This is a genomic window from Amycolatopsis sp. FDAARGOS 1241 (genome assembly GCF_016889705.1).
Taxonomy (GTDB): Bacteria; Actinomycetota; Actinomycetes; order Mycobacteriales; family Pseudonocardiaceae; genus Amycolatopsis.
On sequence record NZ_CP069526.1, the window covers coordinates 6317473 to 6341964 of the forward strand.

Genomic DNA, 24492 nt, shown 5'->3' on the forward strand with positions numbered 1-24492 from the left:
GTGCGAAACCGGCGCGGCGAACGCGCGCCTCGCGCGAAATCCGCACGTGACTCTTCTTCGGTTGAAACGATCAAGGTCGGCGAGGCACTCGGCGCTGGTCACTGGCGTGATCCACACCGACACGCACTGTGCACACTCACGAACTCCGGAGTGCGGTGACGGGAGTTTTCACACCTCCGACCGGCTCGCGGAATCCATCCCGAAGGAGTGAGCCCTACCGATTTCGTTACTCCGATTCAGGTAACTCAGGTTCCGGCGCGGTGAACATCTGCTGACAACGGTTTCGTTTCCGCGCGAGAGGATGCGACGATCTCCGTCGTGACGACGCCCCGTGCGGTCCGGTTCGCCTTCCAGCCGATGTACAGCTTGCACACCGGCGGCGTTGTCGCGTACGAAGCGCTCGCCCGCCCCGGTAAGGGCACGGCCCACGAGCTGCTCGCCGACGCGCGCCGCGCCGGCCGGCTCGCCGAGGTCGACCTCGGGCTCGCGGCGGCCGCCGTGCGCCAGGAGGCCGAGCGGCCCAGCGCGCTGCCGCTGCACCTGAACGTCTCCGCCCGCACGCTCGCGTCCGGTCCCGCCGCGTTCGACGAGCTGATCTCCGAGCTGGGCGCCGCGGGCCGCCGCACGCGCGACGTCGTGCTGGAGATCGGGCCGCCGTTCACGCACCTGCCCGCCGACCGGCTGCTGGCCGGTATGCGCGCGTTGACCGAGTTGGGTTTCCGGCTGGCGCTCGACGGCCTCGGCCGGGGCGACCTGCCGCTCGCACTGCTCGTGCAAGCGCCCGTGGACCTGGTGAAGCTGGACCGCAGCGTGCTGCGCGGCCTGCCGGACGACCCGGGCGCGGTCGCGGTGGTCGAGTCGCTGCTGCACTACACGACCCGCACCGGCATCCGGCTGGTCGCGACCGGCATCGAGACCGGCCCGCAGCTCGACGCGGCGCAGGGGCTCGGCGTCCGGATCGCGCAAGGCAACCTGCTGGCGCCGCCGGCTGCGCACCGCAGCGCGGCGTCGGCCGGGGCGCTGGTCCCCGACGACCGCCGCTCCCCCGCCCCGCCGCAGGTGCCCCGCGTCGGCGACTTCCTGCGGCCCGCGACGACCCTGCCGGCCCAAGCGACCTGCGACGACGTCCGCGAGGTACTGGCGGCGGCCGACGCCCCGACCGGCGTGGTCGGCGTCGACGAGCACAACCGTCCACAGTGGTCGGTGGATCGGACCCGGTTCCTCGTGGCCGTGACCGGGCCGTACGGTCACGCCCTGCACGCCAAACGCCCGGCCGAGCGCCTGGCGGACAAACCGCACACGATCGAGGCGACGGCGAGCGCACTGGAGTTCCTCGAACTGGTCACCGACGCCGACTGGGGGCGCACCGGCGACGACGTCGTGGTGGTCGACGGCGCGGGGCGCGCGCTCGGCGTGGTGCTGGTGACCGAGGTGGTGCGTGGGGTCGCCGAGGCCAAGGTCGAGGAAGCGGTCACGCTGAACCCGCTCACCCGGCTGCCGGGTAGCGAGGTCGTGGCCCGCGACGTCGAGCGCCGCATCTCGACCGGCGAGCAGTTCGTCGCGGGGTGGCTCGACGTCGACTCGTTCAAGTCCGTCAACGACAACGCCGGCTTCGCCGCGGGCGACGACCTCATCCGCGCCCTCGGCGAGACCCTGACGGGCCTCACCCGCCGCCTCCCGCGCATGCGCGTCTCCCACGTCGGCGGAGACGACTTCCTGATCGTCTGCGACGTCGACGAGATCGGCACCGTCGCCGCGGGCCTGCTGGACACCCACTGGTCCGCCGAGGGCATGCCCGTCACCGTGTCGCTGGCGACGCTCGTGTGCGGCAGCGGGGCGATCGGCTCGTACCGCGAGGCCTCCCGCCTGCTCGCCCCGCTGAAGAAACGCGCCAAAGCCGTCCCCGGCTCGAGCTGGGTCCTGTCCCGCCCGGGCACCGACCGCGTCGAGGTGCTCCGCGGCATCGGCCGCGACGTGGCGGTCAGCCGGTCGGCCTGAGCGGTCAGCTGCCCGGCGTCACGAAACCCGACTCGTAGGCCCGGATCGCGGCCCTGCGTGCGGTCGCGCGCGCCGAGCTTGGCGAGGACGTTGCCGACGTGGGTTTGACCGTTTGGAGCCCCAGGTACAGCTCCTGGGCGATCTCGGTGTTGGGCAGGCCGGCGGCAACCAGACGCAGGACCTCGCGTTCGCGGTCGGTGGGGCCGGCCGCGGCGAGGCCGTCGCGCGGGGTGGCGCGGGCGTGCTGGGCGGGCGAGGCGGCGGATGGCGGCCGGGAACAGCAGCGACTCACCCGCGACGACGGTGCGCAGCCCCGCCACGATCTCCTCGGGGTGTGCGCGCTTGAGCAGGAAGCCGCTGGCGCCGGCGAGCAGCGCGTCGTACACGTAGTCGTCGTTTTCGAACGTGGTCACCACGATCACCTTGGGCGGCTCGTCCACAGTGGACAACAGCTGCTCGGTCGCGCGACTCCCGTCGACGGCGGGCATGCGCACGTCCATCAGCACCACGTCAGGGCGCAGCCGCGACACCAGGCCCGGCACCTCCGCGCCGTCGGCCGCCTCGCCGACGACGGGGACGTCCGGCTCGGCGTCGACCCCGCCGGTCCGGCCGACAGCTTGCCCCTCAGCAGTTCGGCGCGCTCGGCCATCCCGCGCAGCCCGCGCCCGCCCCGTGGCCGCGACGCGCGCGCCGTGCCCAGCGGATTCAGCACCTTCACGCACAGCTCGCCCGGCGCGATCGAAACGGCCACGGTGACCGGCACCTTCCCGGCGTAGCGGACCCGCACGTCCGCGCGGCGCAACAGCCCGAGCACGTGGTCCAGGTCTTCGAGCGCCGTCCGCGCCGACTCCTCGATCGCGGTCAGCGCCTGCTCGGTGAAGCCCGGATCGCCCCGCAACGTCCGGCGCGCCGCTCCCGGTTGCACCGTGACGACGGACAGCGCGTGCCCGACGGAGTCGTGCAGCTCGCGCAACAGCCGGGTGCCCTCCGCCAGCTGCTCGGTCCGCCGTTCCAGCTGCGTGATCCGCTCGGCCCCCGACATCCCCAGCAGCGTCCCCGCGATCCGCCGCAGCAGCCCACCGAGGCAGCCCACCGAGGCCCCACACCACGTAGCTCAGCAGCACGAACGCACCGACGAACACCGCAGGCAACCACACCGACGGCCACCCCTTCGGCACGGTCACGGAGTGCGTCCTGTTGTCCACCAGCTTGCCGGAGAACACCGCGCTCACCGCGAACCCGAACCCGACGGGCACCGCGAGCGTCACCGTGCTCACCACCGCGCCAACCCACGTGGACCGAGAACACGACGCTGCACCGCACCCGCGCCCGCAAGCTCACGGCCGACCCCGCTGCCACCTCCCCCAGCAGCTCCCGCACGGCTGCCGCCTGCGCACCGCCGGCAACAGCGACGTCGCCCCAGCACCACCAGCGTCGCCACGACGCCCACCGCGAACGCCCACCCCACCGACGTCACGAAAGACGCCAGGGCCGGCACCGCCACCGCCGCGAACAGCAGGTAGGGCACGCTGATCGCGCCGCCCAGGATCAGGTACACCCACCTCCGGTAGGTCACCCCGCTCACCACCGGCCGCAACACCCGTACGGCACGATCCTCGCAGTCCCGCCCCCGACTCCGCCTCCCTCGAGAGCGGCAGTCGAGGGACGGCTGGGGTTTGCGCGTGCTTCGAAGTCGGCTGGCGGTTTGTGTTGCAGGGGGCGTCTCGGCGGCTTTCACGCCAGCGGTCGGCGGTTGTGCCGCGACGGGCCGCGCCGGCTAGACGTTTCAGCGACACCCCCACCAAGCGGCGCCAAACCGCCGGCCGACTACGAAACCCGCGGGAACGCCCACCCCCGCCCCGACACGAAGCCGCCACACAGTCACGATCAAGCTTCGGGGCGCCTTCCCGCACCCCCTGCGCTCTCCAAAACCGCACCCGAAAGCCTCAATCCGCACACCACGAATCAATACACCGCCGAAGTCACCCGCGTCCCCCTCTCCCGGACTTCCCCCCGAAACCCGTTCTCCCACAACTGCTCCACCTTCGCGGCCTCCTCCGCACTGGGCTTCGCGTTCGTGCACGAAGTCCCCGGCCCATGCCCCGACATCAACTCCGAACACGGCCCCTCGTAGTCATCGGGAAGCCCCAGATTGTGCCCCAACTCGTGCGCCGCGATCCGAGTCGGATCAAACCCTTCCGCCACCTGAGAGGTATCCAGATAAACATCCCCGTTCCCATGTCCGTCGGTCTGCGTGTACGACCCCCCGCGGTGAATCTCGTGGAACACCACCGTGCCACCAGAAGCCTTCTTCACCAGCCTCACATCGGACACCGCGGCGTTCCAATTCGCCGCGCCCTGATCGATCTGCGTCACGAAATCCGGCGCCCCGCTCGACGTGTAGTACACCGTCGTCACCGCGACCGCCGACGCGCCGGGCGCTGCGACCAGGCCCACCCCGAACGGCGCCACCACGGCCACCGCCACCGCCGCGACCCGGCCGAACACGCGTGCCTTCATCCTCGTCTCCTTCACCCATCGATGTCCGACGGCCCCGACGTTAGGAGTTCACCAACCGGGCGGCCACGTCCGAAAGTAGGTGACCCGGCACTGTCCGTTATCGCGCTCACTCCCGAGGGGGAGCGCGATCACCCCGCGGCTGGCCGCGCCACGGCGCCTGGCCTGGTGTTCTCGTGTTCGTGGACACGCTGACTCGTCGGTCTCTTCGCCTACGTCTTCGTCTGTAGCCGCTGGTCACCGCGTCACGACGGGTGCTCGGCGTGCACATCGGGTACTTCCGCGCGTTGTGCGGCGCGGTGTTCGGCTGGCTAGTCGGCGGCCTGGTGGTGCGGGCGTTCCCGCTCGTGGTCCTGACCGATGCCGGCGCCGCCGCCGGATTGCTCGTCCCCCTGGCCGGGTGCGCGTTCGCCGCGACGCTGCTCTTCCTGTTCGTCGCGGAACTCGCGGTGCCATCGGGGACCGGACTGGGCCTGTTCGGCCAGCTGCGGTCGGTGCGCGCCCGGATCGACCGCGCGCGGCGCTACTCACGGATCACGCACATCGCCATCCGCCACGGCCTCGGCGGGTACCTCGCCGGGCGCCGCGACGCCGACCTCGGGCCCGGCCACCACGCCAAACTCGCGCGGTCGCTGCGCGCTCGAGGAGGGCGGCGTGACGTTCGTGAACTCGGCCAGCTGCTCTCGACGCGCGCCGACCTGCTGCCGCCGGCGTTCGTGCACGAGCTCAGCCTGCTGCAGGACCCCGTGGCACCGGCACCTGCCGACGAGGTCCGCGCCGTGCTGCGCGACGAACTCGGCGCGGACCCGGAGGACTGTTCGCCGAGTTCGACCCGGAACCGATCGCCACCGCGTCCATCGCCCAGGTGTACGGGGCGCGGCTGCCCTCCGGCGCCGAGGTCGTGGTGAAGTGCAACGGCCCGGGATCCGTGCGCGGGCCGAACGCGACGTCGACCTCGTGCGGCACCTCGCCACCGTGCTCGACGAGCGGGCGCCGTGGGCCTGATCGCTCGGCGTGGTGCAGCTCGCCGACGGGTTCGCCGAAGCACTGGCCGAGGAGCTGGACTTCCGCGTGGCGGCGGCGAACATCGAGGCCGTGTCCGCTCAGCCGACGAACGGGGTCACGCTGCCCACCGTCCACAAAGCACTGTAAAGGGAGCGCGCGCTGGTGATGCGCCGCCTCGACGGCAAGCCGCTGTCGACAGGAGCGCCCGGTGACCGCGAGGGGCTCGCGCGATCGTTGCTGGGTTGTCCGCTCGACCAGGTGCTGATCGGCGGCGTCTGCCACGCCGACCCGCACCCCGGCACCGTGCTGCTCCTCGACGACGGCACCCTTGGGCTGATCGACTTCGGCTCCGTCGGCCGCCTCGACGCGGGTCTGCGCGCCGGGCGGCAGAACCCGCTGCTCGCCCTGGACTGCGGAGGCCCGGCCGGGCTGCGCGACAGCCTGCTGGAGGTCGTCGACCGCACCGAGGAGATCGATGAGCGGCTCGAACGCGCACTCGGCGCCCTGCTCGCCCGCCAGTTCGGGCCGGGCCGCGCACCGGTTCTACCTGTTCGGCGACTGTCCCGCGTCGTCGCCGACTTCAGGCCCAGCGTGCCCCCGCCCATCGCCGCGGTGTTCCGGTCACTGGCCACGGCGGACGGCACGCTGGCCGCGCTCACACCCGGCTTCGACGTGGTGGCCGAGACCCGTGCCTTCGCCGCGGCGCGGACGGGCGCGCAGCTGCACCCGGGCACGCTGCGACCAGCCGTGACCGACGACGTCCCGGCACTGCTGCGCGTGCTGCGCCGGCTCCGCCGCCGCGTCGACCGGATCGGCCCGGCACTCGAACAGGGCAGGCTTTCGGTCAACGTGCGGCTGTTCTCCGACCAACGCGAACGCGACCGCGACCTCGTCACCGGCCTCGCACACGAGGTGCTGCCGGCGTTCGCCGGGATCGCGACCGGCCTCATGGCCGTACTGCTTCTCGGCAGCTCGGGCAGCCCGCGGCTGCTGCCGGACCTCACGCTCAACCAGGTCTTCGGCTACAACCTCTTCGTGATCAGCGCACTGCTGGGCCCGCGGCTGCTCTTCGTCGTCTTCCGGCGGACCGCACGACGGTCACGATCGCGCCGATGAACCCGAGCAGGAACAACGCAGCACCGCCTGCGGCCAGGTAGCGGCCGTTCGGCAGTCCGGTGTCCTCTGTGGATTCTCCGGGCAGCCCCGTGTCGGTGAACGCCGTCGTGGGTTGGACGGGCTCAGACGAGAAGAGGGTACCTTTCGCCACGACCACACCGTCCACCTTGGACAACGGGATGGCGCCACCGCCGGGCGAGTCGGCGTAGAAGCGGGAGTCGTTCGAGACGGCGCGGGTGTCGCCCGCCACGAAGATCGAACCCGGCGGAACCCGGGCGCTGAACTCCACCGCGGCGCCGGCCGCCGCGGACTCCTTCGGATCGAGGTAGGGCTCGGTGACAGCCTTGCCGTCCACCTCCAGCCGGTCGTCGGGGCCGCAGCAGGACAACCGGTCGCCACCGACCCCGATCACGCGCTTGAGCAGACGCGCACCTTGGGGCATGCCGGGCAACGCGTCGGCCTGGAACACAACCAGGTCGCCGCGGTGGATCTCGCTTCTCGCGGCCCAGTCGAAAACCACGGAGTCGCCGGACCGGATCGTGGTGCCCATGGAGGCTCCGTGCACGGTCACCATGCCGTACCCGAGGACCTTGGCCACCCCGGTCGCCGCGAGCGCGGCACCGGCCACGACGAACACCACGAAAAGCGCCAGGAGCGGCGAAAACCGCCGCTTGCGAGGCTGCGCCGCGGGGGGCGCCGGGAAGTCGGTCACGCTCGTCTATCGGGCCGGCCCCTGCGGCGTTACCCCCCGCGCGGCGCGTACATGATGACGGCGACGCCGACCAGGCACAGCAGCGCTCCGATCACGTCGAAGCGGTCGGGCCGGTAGCCGTCGGCGACCATCCCCCAGGCCAGCGACCCGGCGACGAAGACCCCGCCGTACGCGGCGAGGATGCGGCCGAAGTGGGCGTCGGGCTGGAGCGTGGCGACGAACCCGTAGAGCCCGAGCGCGACGAGCCCGCCGCCGATCCACGCCCAGCCGCGGTGCTCGCGCACGCCCTGCCACACGAGCCACGCGCCGCCGATCTCCAGCACCGCGGCCGCGATGAACAGCAGGATCGACCGCAGGACGGTCACGAGCCGGTGCCGAGATCGCTGTAGCCGATCGGGCTGGTCGAAACGCGCAGCGGTGTCCACGCGGGACTGATCGCGAACGCGACCGCGCCGACGAGTGCGATCAAGCACGTGAGCGCGCCGTGCAGCGTACCCCCGCGCGCGAGGCCACCGGTGCGTTCGCGCGCTCCCCCGGCGAGGCCCAGCACGATCGCCAGCACCCCGGCCAGCAGCGCGATGAAGAACAACGCCCCCAGCGCGAGCACGAACACCTGCGCCACGATCGAGTACCCGGGCACCGCCGGCACCCGCGGCCGCACCACCAGCCACGCGATCCACGTCGACACCACGAGCACGAAGCTCACGGCCGCGATCGCGATCGCGGCGATCGCCAGGCCACGCCGGGGTCTTCCCTCGTTGTCCGGTTCGGTCATGCCCCAGTCATAGCACCCGCGCCCGGTTTTCGTCGGACCTTCGCAAGTCGTTCACCGCCATGGATCTTGATGCCATCGCGAACAAACTCGCGACCGCGCTGTGCCGCGAGTGCGCGCAGCCGGCGGCGTACTGGCCCTCGACGCCTGGCTGGGCCCCGGGGTCGATGTCGGTGCCGCGGGCATGCGCGCCCTCCACGACACCCGGCCCGGCACGTACGAAGTGCGGCTGCAGGCTGACCGCAGTTACCCCTTCGCGCCCGGCGGTGGGCTCTGGCCGATCGCCGACGGCCGGCTCTTGTTCGACGAGGACTTCCGCTACCCGGCGCAGCCTCCGGTGCGCCGACGAATCCGGCCGTGCTCGCGGAGATCACGGCGCGGTGTGAGGAGTTCGCCGCGCATTGCATGCGGATCAAGGGCAGGCGCCACCCTGGCCTGCCGGGCAGACCGAGGCGGACCTCGCGGCAGCCGAAGGCCTCCTCGGTGCCCGGCTGCGGAAAACCGGCGTGCGCTCTACGTCATGGCCGACGGTGATCCCGGGAGACCGGGCCGCTGGGGCCCCGCTCGGTCAATCCGCTGGACCAGGTGGTCGCCGACCACACCGGCGGACCGCCGGGCGCGTACGGCTGCGATGACAGCGTGCCCGATACCGGTGTCGTGTTCGAGCCGCCGCCGTTCGGGCTCGTGAAACCCTTGTCGCGCAACGACTGGTGGCTCCCGTTCGGCAGCGACCGCGAAGCGAACTCCCTGTGCGCCGACCTCGATCCGGGCCCCGGGCGGACGCGCCGGCCGGATCCCCGAGTACGGGCGGGACGTCGAGGGGCTGCGCTACGTCGCGCCGTCGGTCACGGCCATGCTCCGCGAGGTCGTCGAGGCACTGCGCGCCGGCAAACGCGCGCAACCGCGCCGGCGGGGCTTACCTGCGGACCGGGGTCGCTTGGCGGACCACCGGGTTCCGCAGCCACAGCGAAGTGGTGACTGGCCCGGCGTCGGCAGCGGCCGAGATCGCCGACCGTCCGCTCGGGCAGGAGCTGTCCCTCAAACGACCCCGGCACCGTGAGCCTCAGCGTGATCGAGGGCTTCCCCGCGCTGCGCAGGCTGGTGGTGAACCACGCCGTGCGGATCACCGGCGGCTTCGATCACCTGCCGGCGATCGAGGCAGTGAAGGCGCGCGCGGGTGAAGTCGACCCGCCACCTTCGCCGGGAAGCGTTGTGGAGTCTCGAACCCGCCGGGCTCACGCGCGGTGGCGGCGCAGCAGTTCGCCGCTCTGCCGAACCCCACGCGGCACGATATCGCCGAGGTCGAGGTGCTGGACTCGGAGCGAATCGCCGAGCTGCCTTACCTGCGAGTGCTCAGCCTGCCCCGCGCTCAGATCAGCCACGGCGCGCGGCCGACATCGGCTCCCCCGCTTGGCAGCTGTGCAGGTCCCCTCCGGACACCGGTGGCCACGGCTGCCGGGCGCTGGAGCCGGTTGGCCGCCGAACGCGAAGCGCGCCGGTACGCCGAATCACCCGGGACCGTATAGGGCGTTATACGACTCCCGGTGCAGAACCGGCCACCCCGCGCGGTGCGGAGTGGCCGGTCCTCGGAAAGACTCAAACGGTGAACCCGAGCGCCCGGAGCTGCTCGCGCCCGTCCTCGGTGATCTTCTCCGGGCCCCACGGCGGCATCCAGACCCAGTTGATCCGGAAGTCGCTCACGAGGCCACCCGACTTCAGCGCCGCCGAGGTCTGGTCCTCGATCACGTCGGTGAGCGGGCAAGCCGCCGAGGTGAGCGTCATGTCCAGCGTGGCGGAGTTGTCGGTCTCCACGCGGATGTCGTACACCAGGCCGAGGTCGACGACGTTGATCCCGAGCTCCGGGTCGACGACGTCGCGCATCGCCTCTTCGATGTCCTCGATCTTGGCGATGTCGGCGGGCACCGCCGGCGCGGCCTGCTCGGGCAGGTCGGCGGCGGTGCGCCCTTCGCGGTGCTCGGGGGTCGCGGCGGTGTCCGGCGCCGCGGTCTCTTCGCTCATGCCTTCTCAGCTCCTGTGGTGGTGCGGGCCACGGCGTCCTTGAACGCCATCCAGCCGAGGAGGGCGCACTTCACGCGCGCCGGGTACTTGGCGACGCCGGCGAAGGCGATGCCGTCTTCGAGCACGTCCTCGTCGGGCTCGACCTTGCCCTTGCCCTGCATCAGTTCCACGAAGGCGTCCATGGTGGTGAACGCCTCCTCCACGGTGTGGCCCACGACGAGATCGGTCAGCACCGACGTGGAGGCCTGGCTGATCGAGCAGCCCTGCCCCTCGTACGAGACGTCGCTGACCTTCCCGTTATCGACCTTGACCCGCAACGTCACCTCGTCGCCGCAGGTCGGATTGACCTGGAACGACTCGGCGTCGAACGGGTCGCGCAGGCCTCGCCCGTGCGGGTTCTTGTAGTGGTCCAGGATGATGTCCTGGTACATGCTCTCGAGGTTCACTTCGCGACCCCGAAGAACTTCTGCGCCTCGCGGATCCCGGCGACGAGAGCGTCCACTTCGGACAGCGTGTTGTACAGGTAGAACGTGGCGCGCACCGTCGCCGGCACCGAGCACGCCCGGTGCAGCGGCCACGCGCAGTGGTGGCCGACGCGCACGGCCACACCCACGCTGTCGAGCACCTGGCCGGCGTCGTGCGGGTGCACGCCGTCGATCACGAACGACACCGTGCCGCCGCGGTCCGCGAGGTCCGTCGGCCCGATGATCCGCACCCCGTCGATCTCGCCGACCCCGGCGAGCGCGCGCTCGGTGAGCTGGTGCTCGTGCTCCGTGACGCGGTCCATGCCGACCGCCGTGAGGTAGTCCACGGCCGCGCCGAGGCCGACGGCCTGCGACGTCATCGGCACGCCCGCCTCGAACTTCTGCGGCGGCGGGGCCCACGTGGAGCCCTCCATGCGGACCATCTCGATCATCGACCCGCCGGTGAGGAACGGCGGCATCGCCTCGAGCAGCTCACTGCGCCCGTAGAGCACGCCGACCCCGGAGGGGCCGAGCATCTTGTGCCCGGAGAACGCCGCGAAGTCCACGTCCAGCGCGCGCAGGTCCACGGCCCCCTGGCCGTGCAAGCCGTGCGGCACCGACTGGCACGCGTCGAGCAGCGTCAGCGCGCCGACCGACTTCGCCTTCGCCACGAGTACGTCGACCGGGTTGATCGTGCCGAGCACGTTGGACTGGTGCACGAAGGCGACCAGCTTGGTGCGCGGCGTGATCAGCTCGTCGAGGTCCGACAGGTCCAGCCGGCCCTCCGGCGTCACCTTGAACCACTTCAGCGTCGCCCCGGTGCGCTGGCACAGCTGCTGCCAGGGCACGAGGTTCGCGTGGTGCTCCATCTCGGTGATCACGATCTCGTCGCCGGGACCGACGCGGAAGCGTTCGGCCTCCGGGCCGGCCGTGGCCGCGTTGCTCATCGAGTACGCCACGAGGTTGATGCCCTCGGTGGCGTTCTTCGTGAACACGAGCTCCTCCGGGGAGGCGCCGACGAACTCCGCGATCCGCGCGCGGGCGGACTCGTAGGCGTCGGTGGCCTCCTCGGCGAGCTGGTGCGCGCCGCGGTGCACGGCGGCGTTCGACGTCTCGAGGAACTTGCGTTCGGCGTCGAGGACCTGCGTCGGCCGTTGCGAGGTCGCGCCCGAGTCCAGGTACACCAAGGGTTTCCCGTCGCGCACGGTGCGCGACAGGATCGGGAAGTCGGCACGCAGTGCCGCCACGTCAAGGGGAACAGAGTTGGTCGGGCTGTTCGCCGTGGTGGTCATCGAGCCAACTCCTCTCGGTGTCGTCGGGAACTTCTCGTGCGCGGGCTCAGAGCGCCGCGGGCTCGGCCTTGCCCACGTACTTCACGTAGCCGGTCTCCTCCAGCTCGTCGGCGAGCTCCTTGCCGCCGGACTCGACCACGCGCCCGCCGGCGAACACGTGCACGAAGTCCGGGGTGATGTGCCGGAGGATGCGGGTGTAGTGCGTGATCAGCATGACGCCGACCTCGCTGTTGCTCTTGTACTCGTTGACGCCGTCGGAAACCACGCGCAGCGCGTCGACGTCGAGGCCGGAGTCGGTCTCGTCGAGGATCGCGATCTTCGGCTTGAGCAGCGCCAGCTGCAGGATCTCGTGGCGCTTCTTCTCACCACCGGAGAAGCCCTCGTTGACCGAGCGGTCCGCGAACTCCTGCGAAATGCCGAGCTTGCCCATCTCGTCCTTGACCTCCTTGACCCAGTGGCGCAGCTTGGGGGCCTCGCCACGGACCGCGGTGGCCGCGGTGCGGAGGAAGTTGGACATCGAGACGCCGGGCACCTCGACCGGGTACTGCATGGCCAGGAACAGGCCGGCGCGGGCGCGCTCGTCCACGGTCATCTCGAGCACGTTCTCGCCGTCCAGCAGCACCTCGCCGGAGGTCACCTCGTACTTGGGGTGGCCGGCGATGGCGTAGGACAGGGTGGACTTGCCGGAGCCGTTGGGGCCCATGATCGCGTGGGTCTCGCCCGACCGGATGGTCAGGTTGACGCCCTTCAGGATCTCCTTGGGGCCTTCCTCGGTGTTCACCGAGGCGTGCAGGTCCTTGATTTCCAGGGTAGCCATTCTCAGTTTCCTAAGGTCTTATGCGGACGGACGACGGGGCTCTGTCGATTCGCTCTCGGCGGGAAAGAGTGCCTCGAGCTAGGCGCCCACGGCTTCGAGCTCGGCTTCGATCGCCGCCTCCAGACGCTCACGCACCTCGGGCACGTCGATCTTGACCAGGATCTCGTGGAAGAACCCGCGCACGACCAACCGGCGCGCGGCATCCTCGGCGATCCCGCGCGACTGCAGGTAGAACAACTGCTCGTCGTCGAACCTTCCCGTCGCGCTCGCGTGGCCGGCGCCTTCGATCTCACCGGTCTCGATTTCGAGGTTCGGCACCGAGTCCGCTCGCGCACCCGGCGTGAGCACCAGGTTCCGGTTGAGCTCGTAGGTGTCGGTGGCCTCGGCGGCCGCCCGGATCAGCACGTCGCCGATCCACACGCTGTGCGCATCGCCACCCTGCAGCGCGCCCTTGTACATCACGCGCGACTTGCAGTGGGGCACCGCGTGGTCCACGAACAGCCGGTGCTCCTGGTGCTGGCCGGCGTCGGAGAAGTAGACGCCCAGCATCTCCACGTCACCGCCGCGCTCGGCGAAGGCCGCCGTCGGCGAGATGCGGACCAGGTCACCGCCCAGGGTGATCACGATGTGCTTGAGCGCGGCGTCGCGGCCGAGCTTGAGGTGCTGTTCGGAGACGTGCACCGCGTCGTCGGCCCAGTCCTGGACGCTCACCACGGTGAGCTTCGCCGAATCGCCGACGACGAACTCGATGTTGTCGGCGTAGGTGCCCGAGCCGACGTGGTCGAGCACGACCACGGCCTGCGCGAACGCCTCGACGCGGACCTGCAGGTGCCCATACGCGACCTCGCCCTCGCCGGGGCCGTGGATCCGCAGCACCGACGGCTTCGACGCGGCGGTCTCCTTCGCCACGGTCACGACGGTGGCCTGCTTGAAGGACGAGTACGCCTGCGCCGCGATCCGGTCACCCGGCACGCCGGCCTCGCCGAGGCGGGCGTCGTCGCGGTCGACGGTCTCGATCTTCAGCTCGGGCGCCGCGTCGGTCTCCAGCGTGATCTCGCCGGTGGCGACCGCGCTGCCGTCGTGCAGGCCGCGCAGCCGCTTCATCGGCGTGAACCGCCAGTTCTCCTCACGGCCGCCGGGGACCTCGAAGGCCTCGACGTCGTAGGAGGTGAAGCGCTCCGCGCGGGAGGCGGCCGGGATGACCGCTCCCTCGCGAAGTGCCTCGGAAACGTTGTTCTCGGTAACCGACATGACTAGCCGACGGACCCTTCCATCTGGAGCTCGATCAGGCGGTTCAGCTCGAGCGCGTACTCCATCGGCAGCTCACGCGCGATGGGCTCGACGAACCCGCGCACGATCATCGCCATCGCCTCGGCCTCGTCGAGACCGCGCGACATCAGGTAGAACAGCTGCTCTTCGCTGACCTTCGACACGGTGGCCTCGTGGCCCATGGACACCTCGTCGTTGCGGATGTCCACGTAGGGGTAGGTGTCCGAGCGCGAGATCGTGTCGACCAGCAACGCGTCGCAGACCACGCTGGAGCGCGAGTGGTGCGCCCGCTTCGCGACCTTCACGAGGCCGCGGTAGGAGGTGCGGCCACCGCCGCGCGCCACCGACTTCGACACGATCGTCGAGGACGTGTGCGGCGCGAGGTGCTCCATCTTGGCGCCCGCGTCCTGGTGCTGGCCCTCGCCCGCGAACGCGACCGAGAGGACCTCGCCCTTGGCGTGCTCACCCATGAGGAACACCGACGGGTACTTCATGGTGACCTTGGAGCCGATGTTGCCGTCGATCCACTCCATGGTCGCGCCCTCTTCGCACTTGGCGCGCTTGGTGACCAGGTTGTAGACGTTGTTCGACCAGTTCTGGATCGTCGTGTAGCGGCAGCGGCCGCCCTTCTTCACGATGATCTCCACGACCGCGGAGTGCAGCGAGTCGGACTGGTAGATCGGCGCAGTGCAGCCCTCGACGTAGTGCACGTAGGCGTCTTCGTCGACGATGATCAGGGTCCGCTCGAACTGGCCCATGTTCTCGGTGTTGATCCGGAAGTAGGCCTGCAGCGGGATGTCCACCTTGACGCCCTTGGGCACGTAGATGAACGAGCCGCCCGACCACACCGCGGTGTTCAGCGCGGAGAACTTGTTGTCCCCGGCCGGGATCACGGAGCCGAAGTACTCCCGGAAGATCTCCGGGTGCTCCTTGAGCGCGGTGTCGGTGTCCAGGAACAGGACGCCCTGCGCCTCCAGGTCCTCGCGGATCTGGTGGTACACGACCTCGGACTCGTACTGCGCGGCGACGCCGGCGACGAGGCGCTGCTTCTCCGCCTCGGGGATGCCCAGCTTGTCGTAGGTGTTCTTGATGTCCTCGGGCAGGTCGTCCCAGCTCGCCGCCTGCTGCTCCGTGGAGCGCACGAAGTACTTGATGTTGTCGAAGTCGATCCCGGAGAGGTCGGCCCCCCAGTTCGGCATCGGCTTCAGCTCGAAGAGCCTGAGCGCCTTCAAGCGGGCTTCGCGCATCCACTCCGGCTCGGACTTCTTCGCGGAGATGTCGCTGACGACATCCGCGTTGAGCCCGCGACGGGCGCTGGCGCCCGCCTCGTCGGAGTCGGCCCAGCCGAACGCGTACTTGCCAAGGGACTCGATGGTCTCTTCCTGGCTCAGTGGCGCGGTGGTGGGAGTGCGCTGCTCGGCAGCGGCAGTCATGCGGGTTTCCCTCCATTCGGGATCCGTGCTGTGCGCTCCTCGAACGGCTGAGCCGGCCGGGCCGGCTCGGTCGTCGCGCGGAGCCTGGTGCTGTCCGGCTCGGGAAGGGCCGGGGTACCCGACGGTGCGACGGGTACGTGTGTGGTGCACGCGTTGTCACCGCGTGCGATCGTCGCCAGCCGCTGCACGTGGGTGCCGAGCAGGCGGGCGAACGCCTCGGTCTCGGCCTCGCACAGCTGCGGGAACTCCGCGGCGACGTGCGCGACCGGGCAGTGGTGCTGGCAGAGCTGTTCCCCTACCCCGACCTGACGGGTCGACGCAGCGTAGCCCTCCCTGGTCAGCGCCGTGGCCAGGGCCTCGGCGCGCTCCGCGGGATCACTCGAACCGGTGATGGCCGAGCGGTGCGGGCCGACCAGCCGGTCGACCCGGCTCTCCGCGAACGCGCGGACCGCGTCGGGGCCGGCGTGCTCGGCGAGGAACCGGATGGCCGACACGGCGAGGTCGTCGTAGGCGTGGCCGAACCGGGCACGGCCCGACTCGGTGAGCAGGAAGAGCTTGGCCGGGCGGCCGCGGCCGCGCGGGCCGCGCCGGGGCGCGTCGCGGGTGTCGGCCTCACCGTCTGCCACCAACGCGTCGAGGTGCCGGCGGACAGCCGTCGGGCTGATGCCCAGCTGCTCGGCGGCCACCGCGGCGGTCATCGGGCCCTGCTCGAGCAGCAGGCGCGCCACCTCGTGGCGCGTGCGCCCCTCGGCCACGCTGACCTGCACGGGAACGCCGACGTCCGCGGCGCGCGGCGGCGCGCCGTGCTCCACTTCCGGGGTCCCGTTCTTTTTCACAACACAAGTGTGTCTTATTTCCGGCCCATGGGCAAAGGCGGGGTGTCCGGCAGTGACTCGCGTCACGGCAACGGGGACTCGATACCCTTCGTGGCGTGGCAGTCGGTGAGCACCCCGTGCAGCGGGACCCGGAAGTGGGCGTACCCGGCGACACGGCGACGACCGTGGCGCCACCGTCGGCGGTGCCCTCACCCGTCCGCCCGCGCGAGCCGCAGCCGCTCGACGCCGCCGAGCACCGCGGGCTCGACGTGGTCCGCCGCTTCGGCACGGTCGGCTCGCTGTTCCTCGCGCTCGGCTCGCTCGGCGCCGGTGCCGCGCCCGTGATCAACCCGGTGCAGGACCTGCCGGTGCTGCGCCTGTTCACCCGCATGCCGACGGTGTCGCTCGCCATCGCCTTCTCCGGGATGGGCATCCTCGTGCTGAGCTGGCTCATGCTCGGCCGGTTCGCGCGGCCCGCGAGCGCGCGCCTGGCCAGCCGCGGGCAGCTCGCGCGCACGATCGCGATGTGGGTGGCACCGCTGCTGCTCATCCCGCCCCTGTTCTCCCGCGACGTGTACAGCTACCTCGCGCAGAGCGAGATCGTGCACCGCGGCATGGACCCGTACGAGCTGGGCCCCGCCCCAGCGCTCGGCGTCGCCGACCCGCTCACCGCGGGGGTCGCCAACATCTGGCGCGAGACCCCGGCGCCGTACGGGCCGCTGCTGCTGCGCCTCGGCGGCTGGCTCGCGCCGGTCGGCGGGAACAACATCGTGGCCGGCGTGCTGCTGCAGCGTGCGCTCGCGCTCGTCGGCGTGGTCCTCATCGTGTGGGCCGTGCCGCGGCTGGCGCGCCGCTTCGGCGTGCAGCCGGCGACGGCGCTGTGGCTGGGCGCGGCCAACCCGCTGCTGATCTTCCACTTCATCGCCGGGGCCCACAACGACGCGCTGGCCATCGGCCTGATGGTCGCCGGCCTCGAGGTCGGCATCCGGCGCCTGCCCGTGCGCATCAAGGGCGACACCCCGCCACCGCTGGCGAAGGGCGAACTGCTGTTCATCGGGCTCGGCGTCGCCACCATCACCCTCGGGGCCGCGGTCAAGGTGCCGGCGCTGCTCGCGTTGCCGTTCTTCGCCGTGATGGTGGCGCGCCGCTGGCACGGGCGGGTCAAGGACCTCGTGTGGGCCGGCGTGCCGATGGCGCTGCTGTTCGGCGGTGTGCTCGTCGCCGTCTGCTACGGCACGGGCCTGGGCTTCGGCTGGATCGGCGCGCTCGGCACCCCGGGCCTGGTGCGCTCGTGGATCTCGCCCACCGCCGAGCTCGCGAACCTCGGCGGCGTGCTCGGGATCGCCCTGGGCCTGGGCAACCACACCGACGCGCTCGTACCCATCATCGGCGCGCTGGGCTACCTCGTGATCGCGTTCGTCACGATCAAGTTCCTGTGGGCCAGCTTCAAGTGGCGCTACCGGCCGATCATCGGCCTCGGCGTGGCGCTCGGCGCCGCGATGATCCTCCAGATCAACCTGCAACCGTGGTACGTGCTGTGGGCGGTGATCCCGCTCGCCGCGGCGGCCGGGACGTCGCGGTTCCGCGTGGCCGCGACCGTGATCAGCGCCGGACTCCCGTTCCTGCTGCCGCCGACCGGGAGCTCCTTCGACGGCCACGCCTACATCCTCCCGTGGGCCTACGGCGCGGCCGTCGTCGTGACCCTCGGCGGGCTCGCGATCGTGCGCCGGGTCTCCCCGCTGCTGTTGTCGAGGACGTCCCCGGAACGGCCCGCCGTCACCGACGTCGTATCGTGACTGGTTGTGGACAACCCCGCCGTCGAGATCACCGGCCTGGTGAAAAGCTACGGCTCCACCACCGCGGTCGACGGACTCGACCTGCGGATGGAGCGCGGCTCGCTGCTCGCCCTGCTCGGGCCCAACGGCGCGGGCAAGACGACCACCGTCGAGGTCTGCGAAGGATTCCGCCGGCCTGATGCCGGAAATGTCCGGGTTCTGGGCCTCGACCCCGTGAAGGACGGCGCCCGGCTGCGCCCGCGCGTCGGCATCATGCCGCAGGGCGGCGGTGCCTACCCGGGCGTGCACGCCGGCGAGATGCTCGGCCTGGTCGCCTCGTGCGCGGCGAATCCGCTGGATCCCGCGTGGCTGCTCGACGTGCTCGGTCTGGCCGGCGCGAAGCGCACGCCGTTCAAACGGCTCTCCGGCGGGCAGCAGCAACGCCTTTCGCTCGCGTGCGCGCTCGTCGGGCGCCCGGAGCTGGTGTTCCTCGACGAGCCGACCGCGGGCATGGACCCGCAGGCGCGGCGCCTGGTGTGGGACCTGCTCGCGGCGCTGAAAACCGACGGCGTCAGCGTGCTGCTCACCACGCACCTCATGGAGGAGGCGGAAGCACTCGCCGACCAGGTCGTGATCGTGGACCACGGCAAGGTCGTGGTGGAGGGCTCGCCCCACGCGCTCACCCTGGAAGCCGGCGACGCGGCGCAATTGCGGTTCCGCGCCCGCACGCGGCTCGACACGACGTTGCTCACGGCGGCCCTGCCCGAGGGTTACCGGGTAACGGAGTCTTCGCCCGGTTCGTACCTCGTCGAAGGACCCGTCGACCCGCAGGTGGTGTCGACTGTCACTTCGTGGTGTGCGCAACAGGGTGTGCTGCCGGAAGAATTGCAAGTCGGGCGCCGCACGCTCGAAGAGGTGTTCCTGGAACTGACCGGGCGGGAGCTGCGGGCATGAGCACGACGTTCCCACCGGGCACGTTCACCCCGGCACCGGGCCGCGGTTCGCTGGGCAAGATGCTGCGCACGCACTCGCGCGTGGAGGCCGCGCTGACGCTGCGCCACGGCGAACAGCTCCTGCTCACGCTGATCATCCCGCTGGCGCTGCTGATCGGCCTGAGCCTGCTCGACGTGCTGCCCGCGAGCCAGCTCGGCTCGGCGTCCAAAGTGGACTGGATCACGCCGCGGATCCTCGCGCTGGCCGTGATGTCGTCGGCGTTCACCGGCCAGGCCATCGCGCTCGGCTTCGACCGCCGCTACGGCGTGCTGAAGCGCCTGTCCGCCACGGCCCTGCCGCGCTGGCTGCTCGTGGCCGGCCGGCTGGTCGCGGCGCTCGTCGTGGTCGTGCTGCAGTCGGTGGTGATCGGTGCGGTGGCGGCGTTCCTGGGCTGGTCGCCGTCGGCCGCGGGCCTCGGCGCGGCGATCGTGCTGCTGGTGCTGGGCACCGCCGCGTTCGGCGCACTGGGCGTGCTGCTGGGTGGCGCGCTGCGCGCGGAAGCCGTGCTGGCGCTGGCCAACGTCGTGTGGTTCGTCCTGCTGCTCGCGGGCGGGATCCTGCTCGCCCCGTCGGTGCTGCCGACGGGGCTCGGCGTTGTCGTTTCCCTGCTGCCGTCGGGCGCGCTGGCGGAAGGCATGCGCGCGGCCTTGGTGGACGGTCACTTCGCGGCCGGCCCGATGGCCGTGCTCGCGGTGTGGGCGATCGTCGCGGGGCTGATTGCGACGCGCACCACGAAACTCACCTGAACCGGTCGTGAAAGGCGCGTGAGAAAAGCGCGTCCGGGTGTGCGGGGAGAAAACGCGGAATAACGCGCGAGTACCATTCCTCGCGTGTCCCTTCGCAGTTTGATCGCCCGCCTGCCCTATCCCTCCGCCGCGGTCCAGCGGGGCGTCGGCATCGCCGCCGTGGTGGCGCAGGGCGGGATCGGCGTCACGGGATCCGTGGTGCGGGTGACGGGCTCGGGCCTCGGCTGCCCGACGTGGCCGCAGTGCGTGCCCGGCAGCCTCGTGCCGGTACAGCACCCGGGCATCCACGCGGTGAACCAGTGGATCGAGTTCTCGAACCGGATGCTGACGGGCGCGGTCATCATCGTGGCCGCGCTGGCCGTGCTCACGGCGTGGCGCATCCTCGTCGACCACCCGAGCCGCCGCCGGCTCTTCGTGCTTGCCTGGACGATGCCGGGCGGCGTCGTGCTGCAGGCCGTGCTGGGCGGCATCACGGTGCTGGCGAAGCTCGAGTGGTGGACGGTCGCGATCCACTTCCTCGCGTCGACACCGCTGATCTGGCTCGCCGTGCTGCTGTTGAAGGCGTTCGGCGAAGGCGACGAACCCGCCCGACCGCTCGTCGCGCCGCTGGCCCGCAAGCTCCTGGTGGTGCTCACGGTGCTCATGTGGGCCGTGCTCATCGCGGGCACCACCGTCACCGGTGCCGGACCCCACGGCGGCGACATCAACACCCACCGCCTCAACGCCCCGATCGAGCGGCTCGCCCAGTTCCACAGCGGCCTGCTCATCGCCTACCTCGTGGTCCTCGCGGTGTTCGGTCTGGTCTTGATGCGCACGGCGACCCCGCGCGGCGTCTGGCAGCGCTACGCGTGGGTCTGGGGCATCGCGCTGGCGCAGGGCGTGCTGGGCACCGTGCAGTACAGCCTCGGTGTCCCCGAAGCCATGGTCTCGTTCCACGTCCTCGGCTCGGCCCTGGTGATCGTCGTGACGGCCACCCTGTGGACCGGCACCCGCGACCGCGGCCCGGCCGTGTCGCTGGAACCGGTGCCGGCGGCCGACGCACGAGTCGACGCCGGCGACCCGGCGCCCCGGACGGCCACGCGGGCGTAACTCCGCGTCGACGCGTCGTCGGCACGGCGGACAGGACGGGCACCTACCCTTCGGCGCGGAACCGCCAGCCGAAGCGCCGCGAGGTGACGCTCATGACCGCCGTCCCATCGAACCCGACCACGAACACCACCACGAGGAAACCGTTGCTCTCCGGACGCCGGGGACCGGCCGAGATGGTGGTGCTGAAGACGTTCCTGCTGGTGCCGTTCGCGGCCCTCCTGGCGGCCGTGCCGCTGCTGTGGGGCTGGGGCCTGAGCTGGGTCGACGCGGTGCTCGCGGTGGTGTTCTACGCGTTCGGGACGCTCGGGGTGACCGTCGGGTACCACCGGTATTTCACGCACGGGGCGTTCAAGGCACCGCGGGCGCTGCGCATCGGGCTGGCCGTGGCGGGCAGCATGGCCGTGCAGGGCTCGGTGATCTTCTGGGTCGCGAGCCACCGCCGCCACCACGCGTTCGCCGACCGCGAGGGCGACCCCCACTCACCGTGGCTGTTCGGCACGTCGCCGGTGGCGCTGCTGTGCGGATTCTGGCACGCGCACATGGGCTGGATGTTCAAGCGCGAGGTCACCAACGCCGACCGCTTCGCGCCGGATCTCGCCGGGGACCGCGACCTGCGCGTGGTGAACCGGTTCTTCTGGCTGTGGATCACGCTCAGCCTCGGTCTGCCGGCGGCGCTCGGCGGGCTCCTGACGTGGTCGTGGTGGGGTGCGGTCACGGCGTTCTTCTGGGCCGGGCTGGTGCGCATCGCGTTCCTCCACCACGTGACGTGGTCGGTGAACTCCGTGTGCCACCTGATCGGTGAGCGCCCGTTCGCCAGCCGCGACCGCGCGGCCAACTTCTGGCCGCTGGCCCTGCTGTCCATGGGCGAGTCGTGGCACAACTCCCACCACGCCGACCCCACCTGCGCCCGCCACGGCGTGCTGCGCGGCCAGGTCGACGTGTCGGCCCGGGTGATCTGGCTGTTCGAGCGCTTCGGCTGGGCCACGGACGTGCGCTGGCCGCGCGCGGATCGGCTGGCCGCGAAGCGCGTGAAGGCCGCGTAGGCCGTGTCCTGTACTTGATCTGGCTGCGGTTCTGGTTTGGTCTTGGGTAGGGGGAGGTCACGGATCGGGCGTGGGGTGAGCCGTCGCTGCGGGTGTCGGGGGGTCGGCGGTGGTGGGAGCACCTGCAGGCCCTGAGTGCGATTCTGGGGAAGTTGCGCACTGGTGCGCCGTGGCGTGACCTGCCGGAACGGTGTGGGCCGTGGAAGACCGTGCACGAACGGTTGCGGTTGTGGACCGCTGACGGCACCTGGCAGCGGAGCTTGGACGAGGTGATCGTCAAAGACGACTCCGTCCGTGGCTGCTTCAGCCGGCTCAAACAGGCCCGCGACCTGGCCAACGGGGCCTAGGCGAGCTGCTGGCGCACCGCGGACGCGAACCGCAGCGGTGCGCCGGCGTCGGCGTTGCGGAAGCCCAGCGACGGCTCCGTCAGTTCGAGTTCCAGCACCAGCGGGTGCCCGTCCTCGCCGCGGACGACGTCGACGCGGGCGTACAGGAGTTCTGCGCGCAGGATGCTCAGCAGCGAGCACGCCGCATCGAGCGCGTCCTCCGCGACAGCGCGCACGCCGGACGCCGGAACCGCCGCGGCGAGCTTCTCCGCGAGGAACAAACCCGACGGATCCACTCCGGACCCGAGCATCGCCGCTTTCGTGAAGGCGTGCGAATACACGCCGCCCAGGTACACGAGGGCGATCTCACCCTGGGTGTCCACACTGGACTGATACGGCTGCACGAGCGCGGTGCGCCCCTCGGCGTGCAGCGTGCGCAGGTGCTCGGCGGCACCCGCGGCGTCGGCGCCGAACCGGGCCGCGCCCACGGAACCGGCACCGACCGAAGGCTTCACCACGAACGGCACCTTCGGCCACTTCGCCTGCTCCCCCGGCTCGACGAGCGTCGTCGGCACGGTGGGCACGCCCGCGTCGAGCAGTTCGACGAGGTAGGACTTGTCGGTGTTCCAGCGCACGACCGCGGCCGGGTTGCACAGCGCCGGCACGCTTTCGCACCAGTCGAGGAACTCGGCGCGGCGCTCCGGGTAGTCCCAGGTCGCACGCAGCACCACGACGTCGGCGGAGGAGAAGTCCACCGCCGGGTCGTCCCACACGCCCCAGCGGACGGTGAACCCCAGGTCGGACAAGGCGGAGACCGCGGCGTTGTCGTCGCCGTCGCCCTCGGGCATCTTCGCGCAGGCCGCGAAAACGGCTTCGCGGGTCACCGGCCGGCTCGCGGACCGGCCATCTTGCGGCGGTGGGCCGCGCCGATCTTGGTCTGCTTCACGGTCTCGCTGTCCCATTCGGCGGGTTCGAGGTCCTCGACGGCCTCGATGAGCGCGGTACCCGTTTCGGGCCCCGGCACGACCACGTCGCCCATCGCGCCGTCGGCCCCGACGAGCACGACCCGCGCGCCCGCGCGGCCGATGTTCTCGACCACCGCGCGCGACGGTTTCCCGTGCCGTGTCACGAAGTCGCGCGCGGTCGCCACCTGGCGCGCTGTCGGTGCGGGGGGCTTCTGCTGGGTGTCCTCGGCCACGTCGGCGAGCTTAACCGCTCCCACCCGGTGGCGCGGAACAAGCGTGGCGTCGGCCATAGTTGGCACCGGTGAGTGATCCCGATGCGAGGAGGAAGCATGCCGACCGCAGTGCAAGTCCGGAAAACCGGTGGCCCCGAGGTGCTGGAGCTCACCGAGATCGAGGTCGGCTCGCCGGGCTCCGGTGAGCTCCTGGTGGACGTGGCCGCGGCCGGCGTCAACTACATCGACACCTACCAGCGCGAGGGCATCTACCCGCTCGAGCTGCCGTTCGTCCTCGGGCTCGAAGGCGCCGGCACGGTCACCGAGGTCGGCGACGGTGTCACGGGGTTCCAGCCGGGCGACCGCGTGGCCTGGCAGGGTTCGCTCGGCAGCTACGCGAGCCGCAAGCTGCTGCCCGCGGCCGGGGCCGTACGGGTGCCCGACAGCGTGTCCGACGAGATCGCCGCCGCGACGATGCTGCAGGGCGTGACCGCCCACTACCTCGTCCGCTCGACGTATGAGGTCAAGCCGGGCGACGACGTGCTCGTCCACGCCGCGGCCGGCGGCGTCGGCCTGCTGCTGGTGCAACTGGCGAAGGCCCGCGGCGGCCGCGTGATCGGCACGGTGTCCACCGACGAGAAGGCGGAGCTGGCCCGCGCGGCCGGCGCCGACCACGTGATCCGCTACGACCGGGAGGACTTCGCCAAGGTCACGCGCGAGCTGACCGATGGTGAGGGTGTCAACGTGGTCTACGACGGCGTGGGCAAGGACACCGTCGACGGCAGCCTGGCCAGCCTGAAGATCCGCGGCCTGCTCGCGCTGTTCGGCGCGGCCAGCGGCCCGGTGCCGCCGATCGACCCGCAGCGTCTCAACCAGGGAGGCTCGCTCTTCCTGACCCGCCCCACTTCCGGCCACTACGTGCGCACGCGAGAAGAGCTCGACTGGCGCGCCGACGAACTGTTCGCCGCCATCACCGACGGCTCGCTCGACATCCGCATCGGCGGCCGCTACCCGCTCGCCGACGCCCGTCGGGCCCACGAGGACCTGCAGGGCCGCCGGACCACCGGCAAGCTCATCCTCATCCCGTGACGCGCGACCGCCGGGCCGGGTGCGT

Annotated in this window: 23 protein-coding genes and 2 pseudogenes; 10 read left to right on the forward strand and 15 right to left on the reverse strand. The window is 71.3% G+C overall.

The features are described from left to right. Nucleotides 1–318: 318 nt before the first annotated feature. Nucleotides 319–1998, forward strand: a complete 1680-nt coding sequence (locus I6J71_RS30890; protein ID WP_204090078.1) for a GGDEF domain-containing protein — start codon at nucleotides 319–321, stop codon at nucleotides 1996–1998. A 4-nt stretch (nucleotides 1999–2002) separates the two neighbouring features. Here I6J71_RS30890 and I6J71_RS30895 read toward each other — a convergent pair. The 3 genes and pseudogenes from I6J71_RS30895 to I6J71_RS30905 all read right to left on the reverse strand — a co-directional run. Further along, a pseudogene (locus I6J71_RS30895) lies at nucleotides 2003–2594 on the reverse strand (response regulator); the annotation flags it as partial. Continuing rightward, nucleotides 2498–3595 (reverse strand): annotated as a pseudogene (locus I6J71_RS30900) (histidine kinase dimerization/phosphoacceptor domain-containing protein). The pseudogenes I6J71_RS30900 and I6J71_RS30895, both read right to left, overlap by 97 nt. Nucleotides 3596–3963: 368 nt before the next feature. Then, entirely contained in the window at nucleotides 3964–4518 is a 555-nt protein-coding gene (locus I6J71_RS30905; RefSeq protein WP_204090079.1) for a snapalysin family zinc-dependent metalloprotease, read from the reverse strand. Between the two features lie 1011 nt (nucleotides 4519–5529). Between I6J71_RS30905 and I6J71_RS51230 the strand changes: the two genes are divergently transcribed. Both I6J71_RS51230 and I6J71_RS51235 read left to right on the forward strand, forming a co-directional pair. Continuing rightward, complete coding sequence (locus tag I6J71_RS51230) at nucleotides 5530–5667, forward strand: hypothetical protein (RefSeq protein ID WP_370541996.1); 138 nt, start codon at nucleotides 5530–5532, stop codon at nucleotides 5665–5667. Between the two features lie 18 nt (nucleotides 5668–5685). Beyond that, nucleotides 5686–6636, forward strand: a complete 951-nt coding sequence (locus I6J71_RS51235) for an AarF/UbiB family protein (protein WP_370541997.1) — start codon at nucleotides 5686–5688, stop codon at nucleotides 6634–6636. Here I6J71_RS51235 and lepB read toward each other — a convergent pair. The 10 genes from lepB to I6J71_RS30960 form a co-directional block, all read right to left on the reverse strand. After that, entirely contained in the window at nucleotides 6560–7348 is a 789-nt protein-coding gene (lepB, locus tag I6J71_RS30915) for a signal peptidase I (RefSeq protein WP_204090080.1), read from the reverse strand. The two genes, I6J71_RS51235 and lepB, sit on opposite strands and share 77 nt — an antisense overlap. Before the next feature lie 29 nt (nucleotides 7349–7377). Beyond that, nucleotides 7378–7713, reverse strand: a complete 336-nt coding sequence (locus I6J71_RS30920; protein WP_204090081.1) for a YnfA family protein — start codon at nucleotides 7711–7713, stop codon at nucleotides 7378–7380. Beyond that, the gene (locus I6J71_RS30925; RefSeq protein WP_204090082.1) at nucleotides 7710–8123 is read right to left on the reverse strand and encodes a hypothetical protein; all 414 of its coding nucleotides are present in this window, start codon (nucleotides 8121–8123) and stop codon (nucleotides 7710–7712) included. Before I6J71_RS30925 ends, I6J71_RS30920 begins: the two co-directional genes overlap by 4 nt. 1593 nt (nucleotides 8124–9716) lie before the next feature. Then, a complete protein-coding gene (locus tag I6J71_RS30930) occupies nucleotides 9717–10139 on the reverse strand; it encodes a metal-sulfur cluster assembly factor (RefSeq protein WP_204090083.1) in 423 nt (140 codons plus the stop codon). Beyond that, complete coding sequence (gene sufU, locus I6J71_RS30935) at nucleotides 10136–10585, reverse strand: Fe-S cluster assembly sulfur transfer protein SufU (RefSeq protein ID WP_204090084.1); 450 nt, start codon at nucleotides 10583–10585, stop codon at nucleotides 10136–10138. The genes I6J71_RS30930 and sufU overlap by 4 nt, the downstream gene beginning before the upstream one ends. Further along, a complete protein-coding gene (locus tag I6J71_RS30940) occupies nucleotides 10582–11895 on the reverse strand; it encodes a cysteine desulfurase (RefSeq protein ID WP_204090085.1) in 1314 nt (437 codons plus the stop codon). Before I6J71_RS30940 ends, sufU begins: the two co-directional genes overlap by 4 nt. Before the next feature lie 46 nt (nucleotides 11896–11941). Beyond that, the gene (gene sufC / locus I6J71_RS30945; RefSeq protein ID WP_204090086.1) at nucleotides 11942–12712 is read right to left on the reverse strand and encodes a Fe-S cluster assembly ATPase SufC; all 771 of its coding nucleotides are present in this window, start codon (nucleotides 12710–12712) and stop codon (nucleotides 11942–11944) included. A gap of 78 nt (nucleotides 12713–12790) precedes the next feature. Next, nucleotides 12791–13963: a Fe-S cluster assembly protein SufD gene (gene sufD, locus I6J71_RS30950; protein WP_204090087.1), complete on the reverse strand. Its 1173-nt coding sequence runs from the start codon at nucleotides 13961–13963 to the stop codon at nucleotides 12791–12793. Between the two features lie 2 nt (nucleotides 13964–13965). Next, entirely contained in the window at nucleotides 13966–15414 is a 1449-nt protein-coding gene (gene sufB, locus I6J71_RS30955) for a Fe-S cluster assembly protein SufB (RefSeq protein ID WP_204090088.1), read from the reverse strand. Next, a complete protein-coding gene (locus tag I6J71_RS30960) occupies nucleotides 15411–16250 on the reverse strand; it encodes a metalloregulator ArsR/SmtB family transcription factor (protein ID WP_204090089.1) in 840 nt (279 codons plus the stop codon). Before I6J71_RS30960 ends, sufB begins: the two co-directional genes overlap by 4 nt. Nucleotides 16251–16384: 134 nt before the next feature. Here I6J71_RS30960 and mptB point away from each other — a divergent pair, with 134 nt between their 5' ends. The 6 genes from mptB (at nucleotide 16385) to I6J71_RS51240 (ending at nucleotide 22222) form a co-directional block, all read left to right on the forward strand. Further along, complete coding sequence (mptB, locus tag I6J71_RS30965; RefSeq protein WP_370542235.1) at nucleotides 16385–18025, forward strand: polyprenol phosphomannose-dependent alpha 1,6 mannosyltransferase MptB; 1641 nt, start codon at nucleotides 16385–16387, stop codon at nucleotides 18023–18025. 6 nt (nucleotides 18026–18031) lie between these two features. Then, nucleotides 18032–18958 carry an ABC transporter ATP-binding protein gene (locus I6J71_RS30970; RefSeq protein ID WP_204090091.1) on the forward strand — a complete coding sequence of 309 codons (927 nt, stop codon included), beginning with the start codon at nucleotides 18032–18034 and terminating at the stop codon, nucleotides 18956–18958. After that, nucleotides 18955–19743, forward strand: coding sequence for an ABC transporter permease (locus I6J71_RS30975; protein ID WP_204090092.1), 789 nt, complete (start codon nucleotides 18955–18957; stop codon nucleotides 19741–19743). The genes I6J71_RS30970 and I6J71_RS30975 overlap by 4 nt, the downstream gene beginning before the upstream one ends. A gap of 84 nt (nucleotides 19744–19827) precedes the next feature. Beyond that, nucleotides 19828–20832, forward strand: a complete 1005-nt coding sequence (locus I6J71_RS30980; RefSeq protein WP_204090093.1) for a heme A synthase — start codon at nucleotides 19828–19830, stop codon at nucleotides 20830–20832. Between the two features lie 92 nt (nucleotides 20833–20924). Next, the gene (locus tag I6J71_RS30985; RefSeq protein ID WP_204090094.1) at nucleotides 20925–21875 is read left to right on the forward strand and encodes an acyl-CoA desaturase; all 951 of its coding nucleotides are present in this window, start codon (nucleotides 20925–20927) and stop codon (nucleotides 21873–21875) included. Nucleotides 21876–21967: 92 nt separating this feature from the next. Next, nucleotides 21968–22222 (forward strand): transposase, encoded by a 255-nt coding sequence (locus I6J71_RS51240; RefSeq protein WP_204090095.1) that lies wholly within the window; start codon nucleotides 21968–21970, stop codon nucleotides 22220–22222. Here the strand turns inward: I6J71_RS51240 and I6J71_RS30995 are convergent. Both I6J71_RS30995 and I6J71_RS31000 read right to left on the reverse strand, forming a co-directional pair. Next, nucleotides 22219–23085, reverse strand: coding sequence for a RimK family alpha-L-glutamate ligase (locus I6J71_RS30995; protein WP_204090096.1), 867 nt, complete (start codon nucleotides 23083–23085; stop codon nucleotides 22219–22221). The two genes, I6J71_RS51240 and I6J71_RS30995, sit on opposite strands and share 4 nt — an antisense overlap. Beyond that, on the reverse strand, nucleotides 23082–23399 hold the full coding sequence (locus tag I6J71_RS31000; protein WP_204090097.1) for a hypothetical protein: 318 nt from the start codon (nucleotides 23397–23399) through the stop codon (nucleotides 23082–23084). The genes I6J71_RS30995 and I6J71_RS31000 overlap by 4 nt, the downstream gene beginning before the upstream one ends. A gap of 96 nt (nucleotides 23400–23495) precedes the next feature. Here I6J71_RS31000 and I6J71_RS31005 point away from each other — a divergent pair, with 96 nt between their 5' ends. Next, nucleotides 23496–24467 (forward strand): quinone oxidoreductase, encoded by a 972-nt coding sequence (locus I6J71_RS31005; RefSeq protein WP_204090098.1) that lies wholly within the window; start codon nucleotides 23496–23498, stop codon nucleotides 24465–24467. Nucleotides 24468–24492: the final 25 nt, after the last annotated feature.

Bases quoted from the DNA above. Each gene is read 5' to 3' on its own strand.
- I6J71_RS30905 (WP_204090079.1), bottom strand. From the start codon at position 4,518: ATGAAGGCACGCGTGTTCGGCCGGGTCGCGGCGGTGGCGGTGGCCGTG.
- I6J71_RS51235 (WP_370541997.1), top strand. From the start codon at position 5,686: ATGCGCCGCCTCGACGGCAAGCCGCTGTCGACAGGAGCGCCCGGTGAC.
- I6J71_RS30925 (WP_204090082.1), bottom strand. From the start codon at position 8,123: ATGACCGAACCGGACAACGAGGGAAGACCCCGGCGTGGCCTGGCGATC.
- I6J71_RS30930 (WP_204090083.1), bottom strand. From the start codon at position 10,139: ATGAGCGAAGAGACCGCGGCGCCGGACACCGCCGCGACCCCCGAGCAC.
- I6J71_RS30940 (WP_204090085.1), bottom strand. From the start codon at position 11,895: ATGACCACCACGGCGAACAGCCCGACCAACTCTGTTCCCCTTGACGTG.
- sufC (WP_204090086.1), bottom strand. From the start codon at position 12,712: ATGGCTACCCTGGAAATCAAGGACCTGCACGCCTCGGTGAACACCGAG.
- sufD (WP_204090087.1), bottom strand. From the start codon at position 13,963: ATGTCGGTTACCGAGAACAACGTTTCCGAGGCACTTCGCGAGGGAGCG.
- sufB (WP_204090088.1), bottom strand. From the start codon at position 15,414: ATGACTGCCGCTGCCGAGCAGCGCACTCCCACCACCGCGCCACTGAGC.
- I6J71_RS30975 (WP_204090092.1), top strand. From the start codon at position 18,955: ATGAGCACGACGTTCCCACCGGGCACGTTCACCCCGGCACCGGGCCGC.
- I6J71_RS30985 (WP_204090094.1), top strand. From the start codon at position 20,925: ATGACCGCCGTCCCATCGAACCCGACCACGAACACCACCACGAGGAAA.
- I6J71_RS31005 (WP_204090098.1), top strand. From the start codon at position 23,496: ATGCCGACCGCAGTGCAAGTCCGGAAAACCGGTGGCCCCGAGGTGCTG.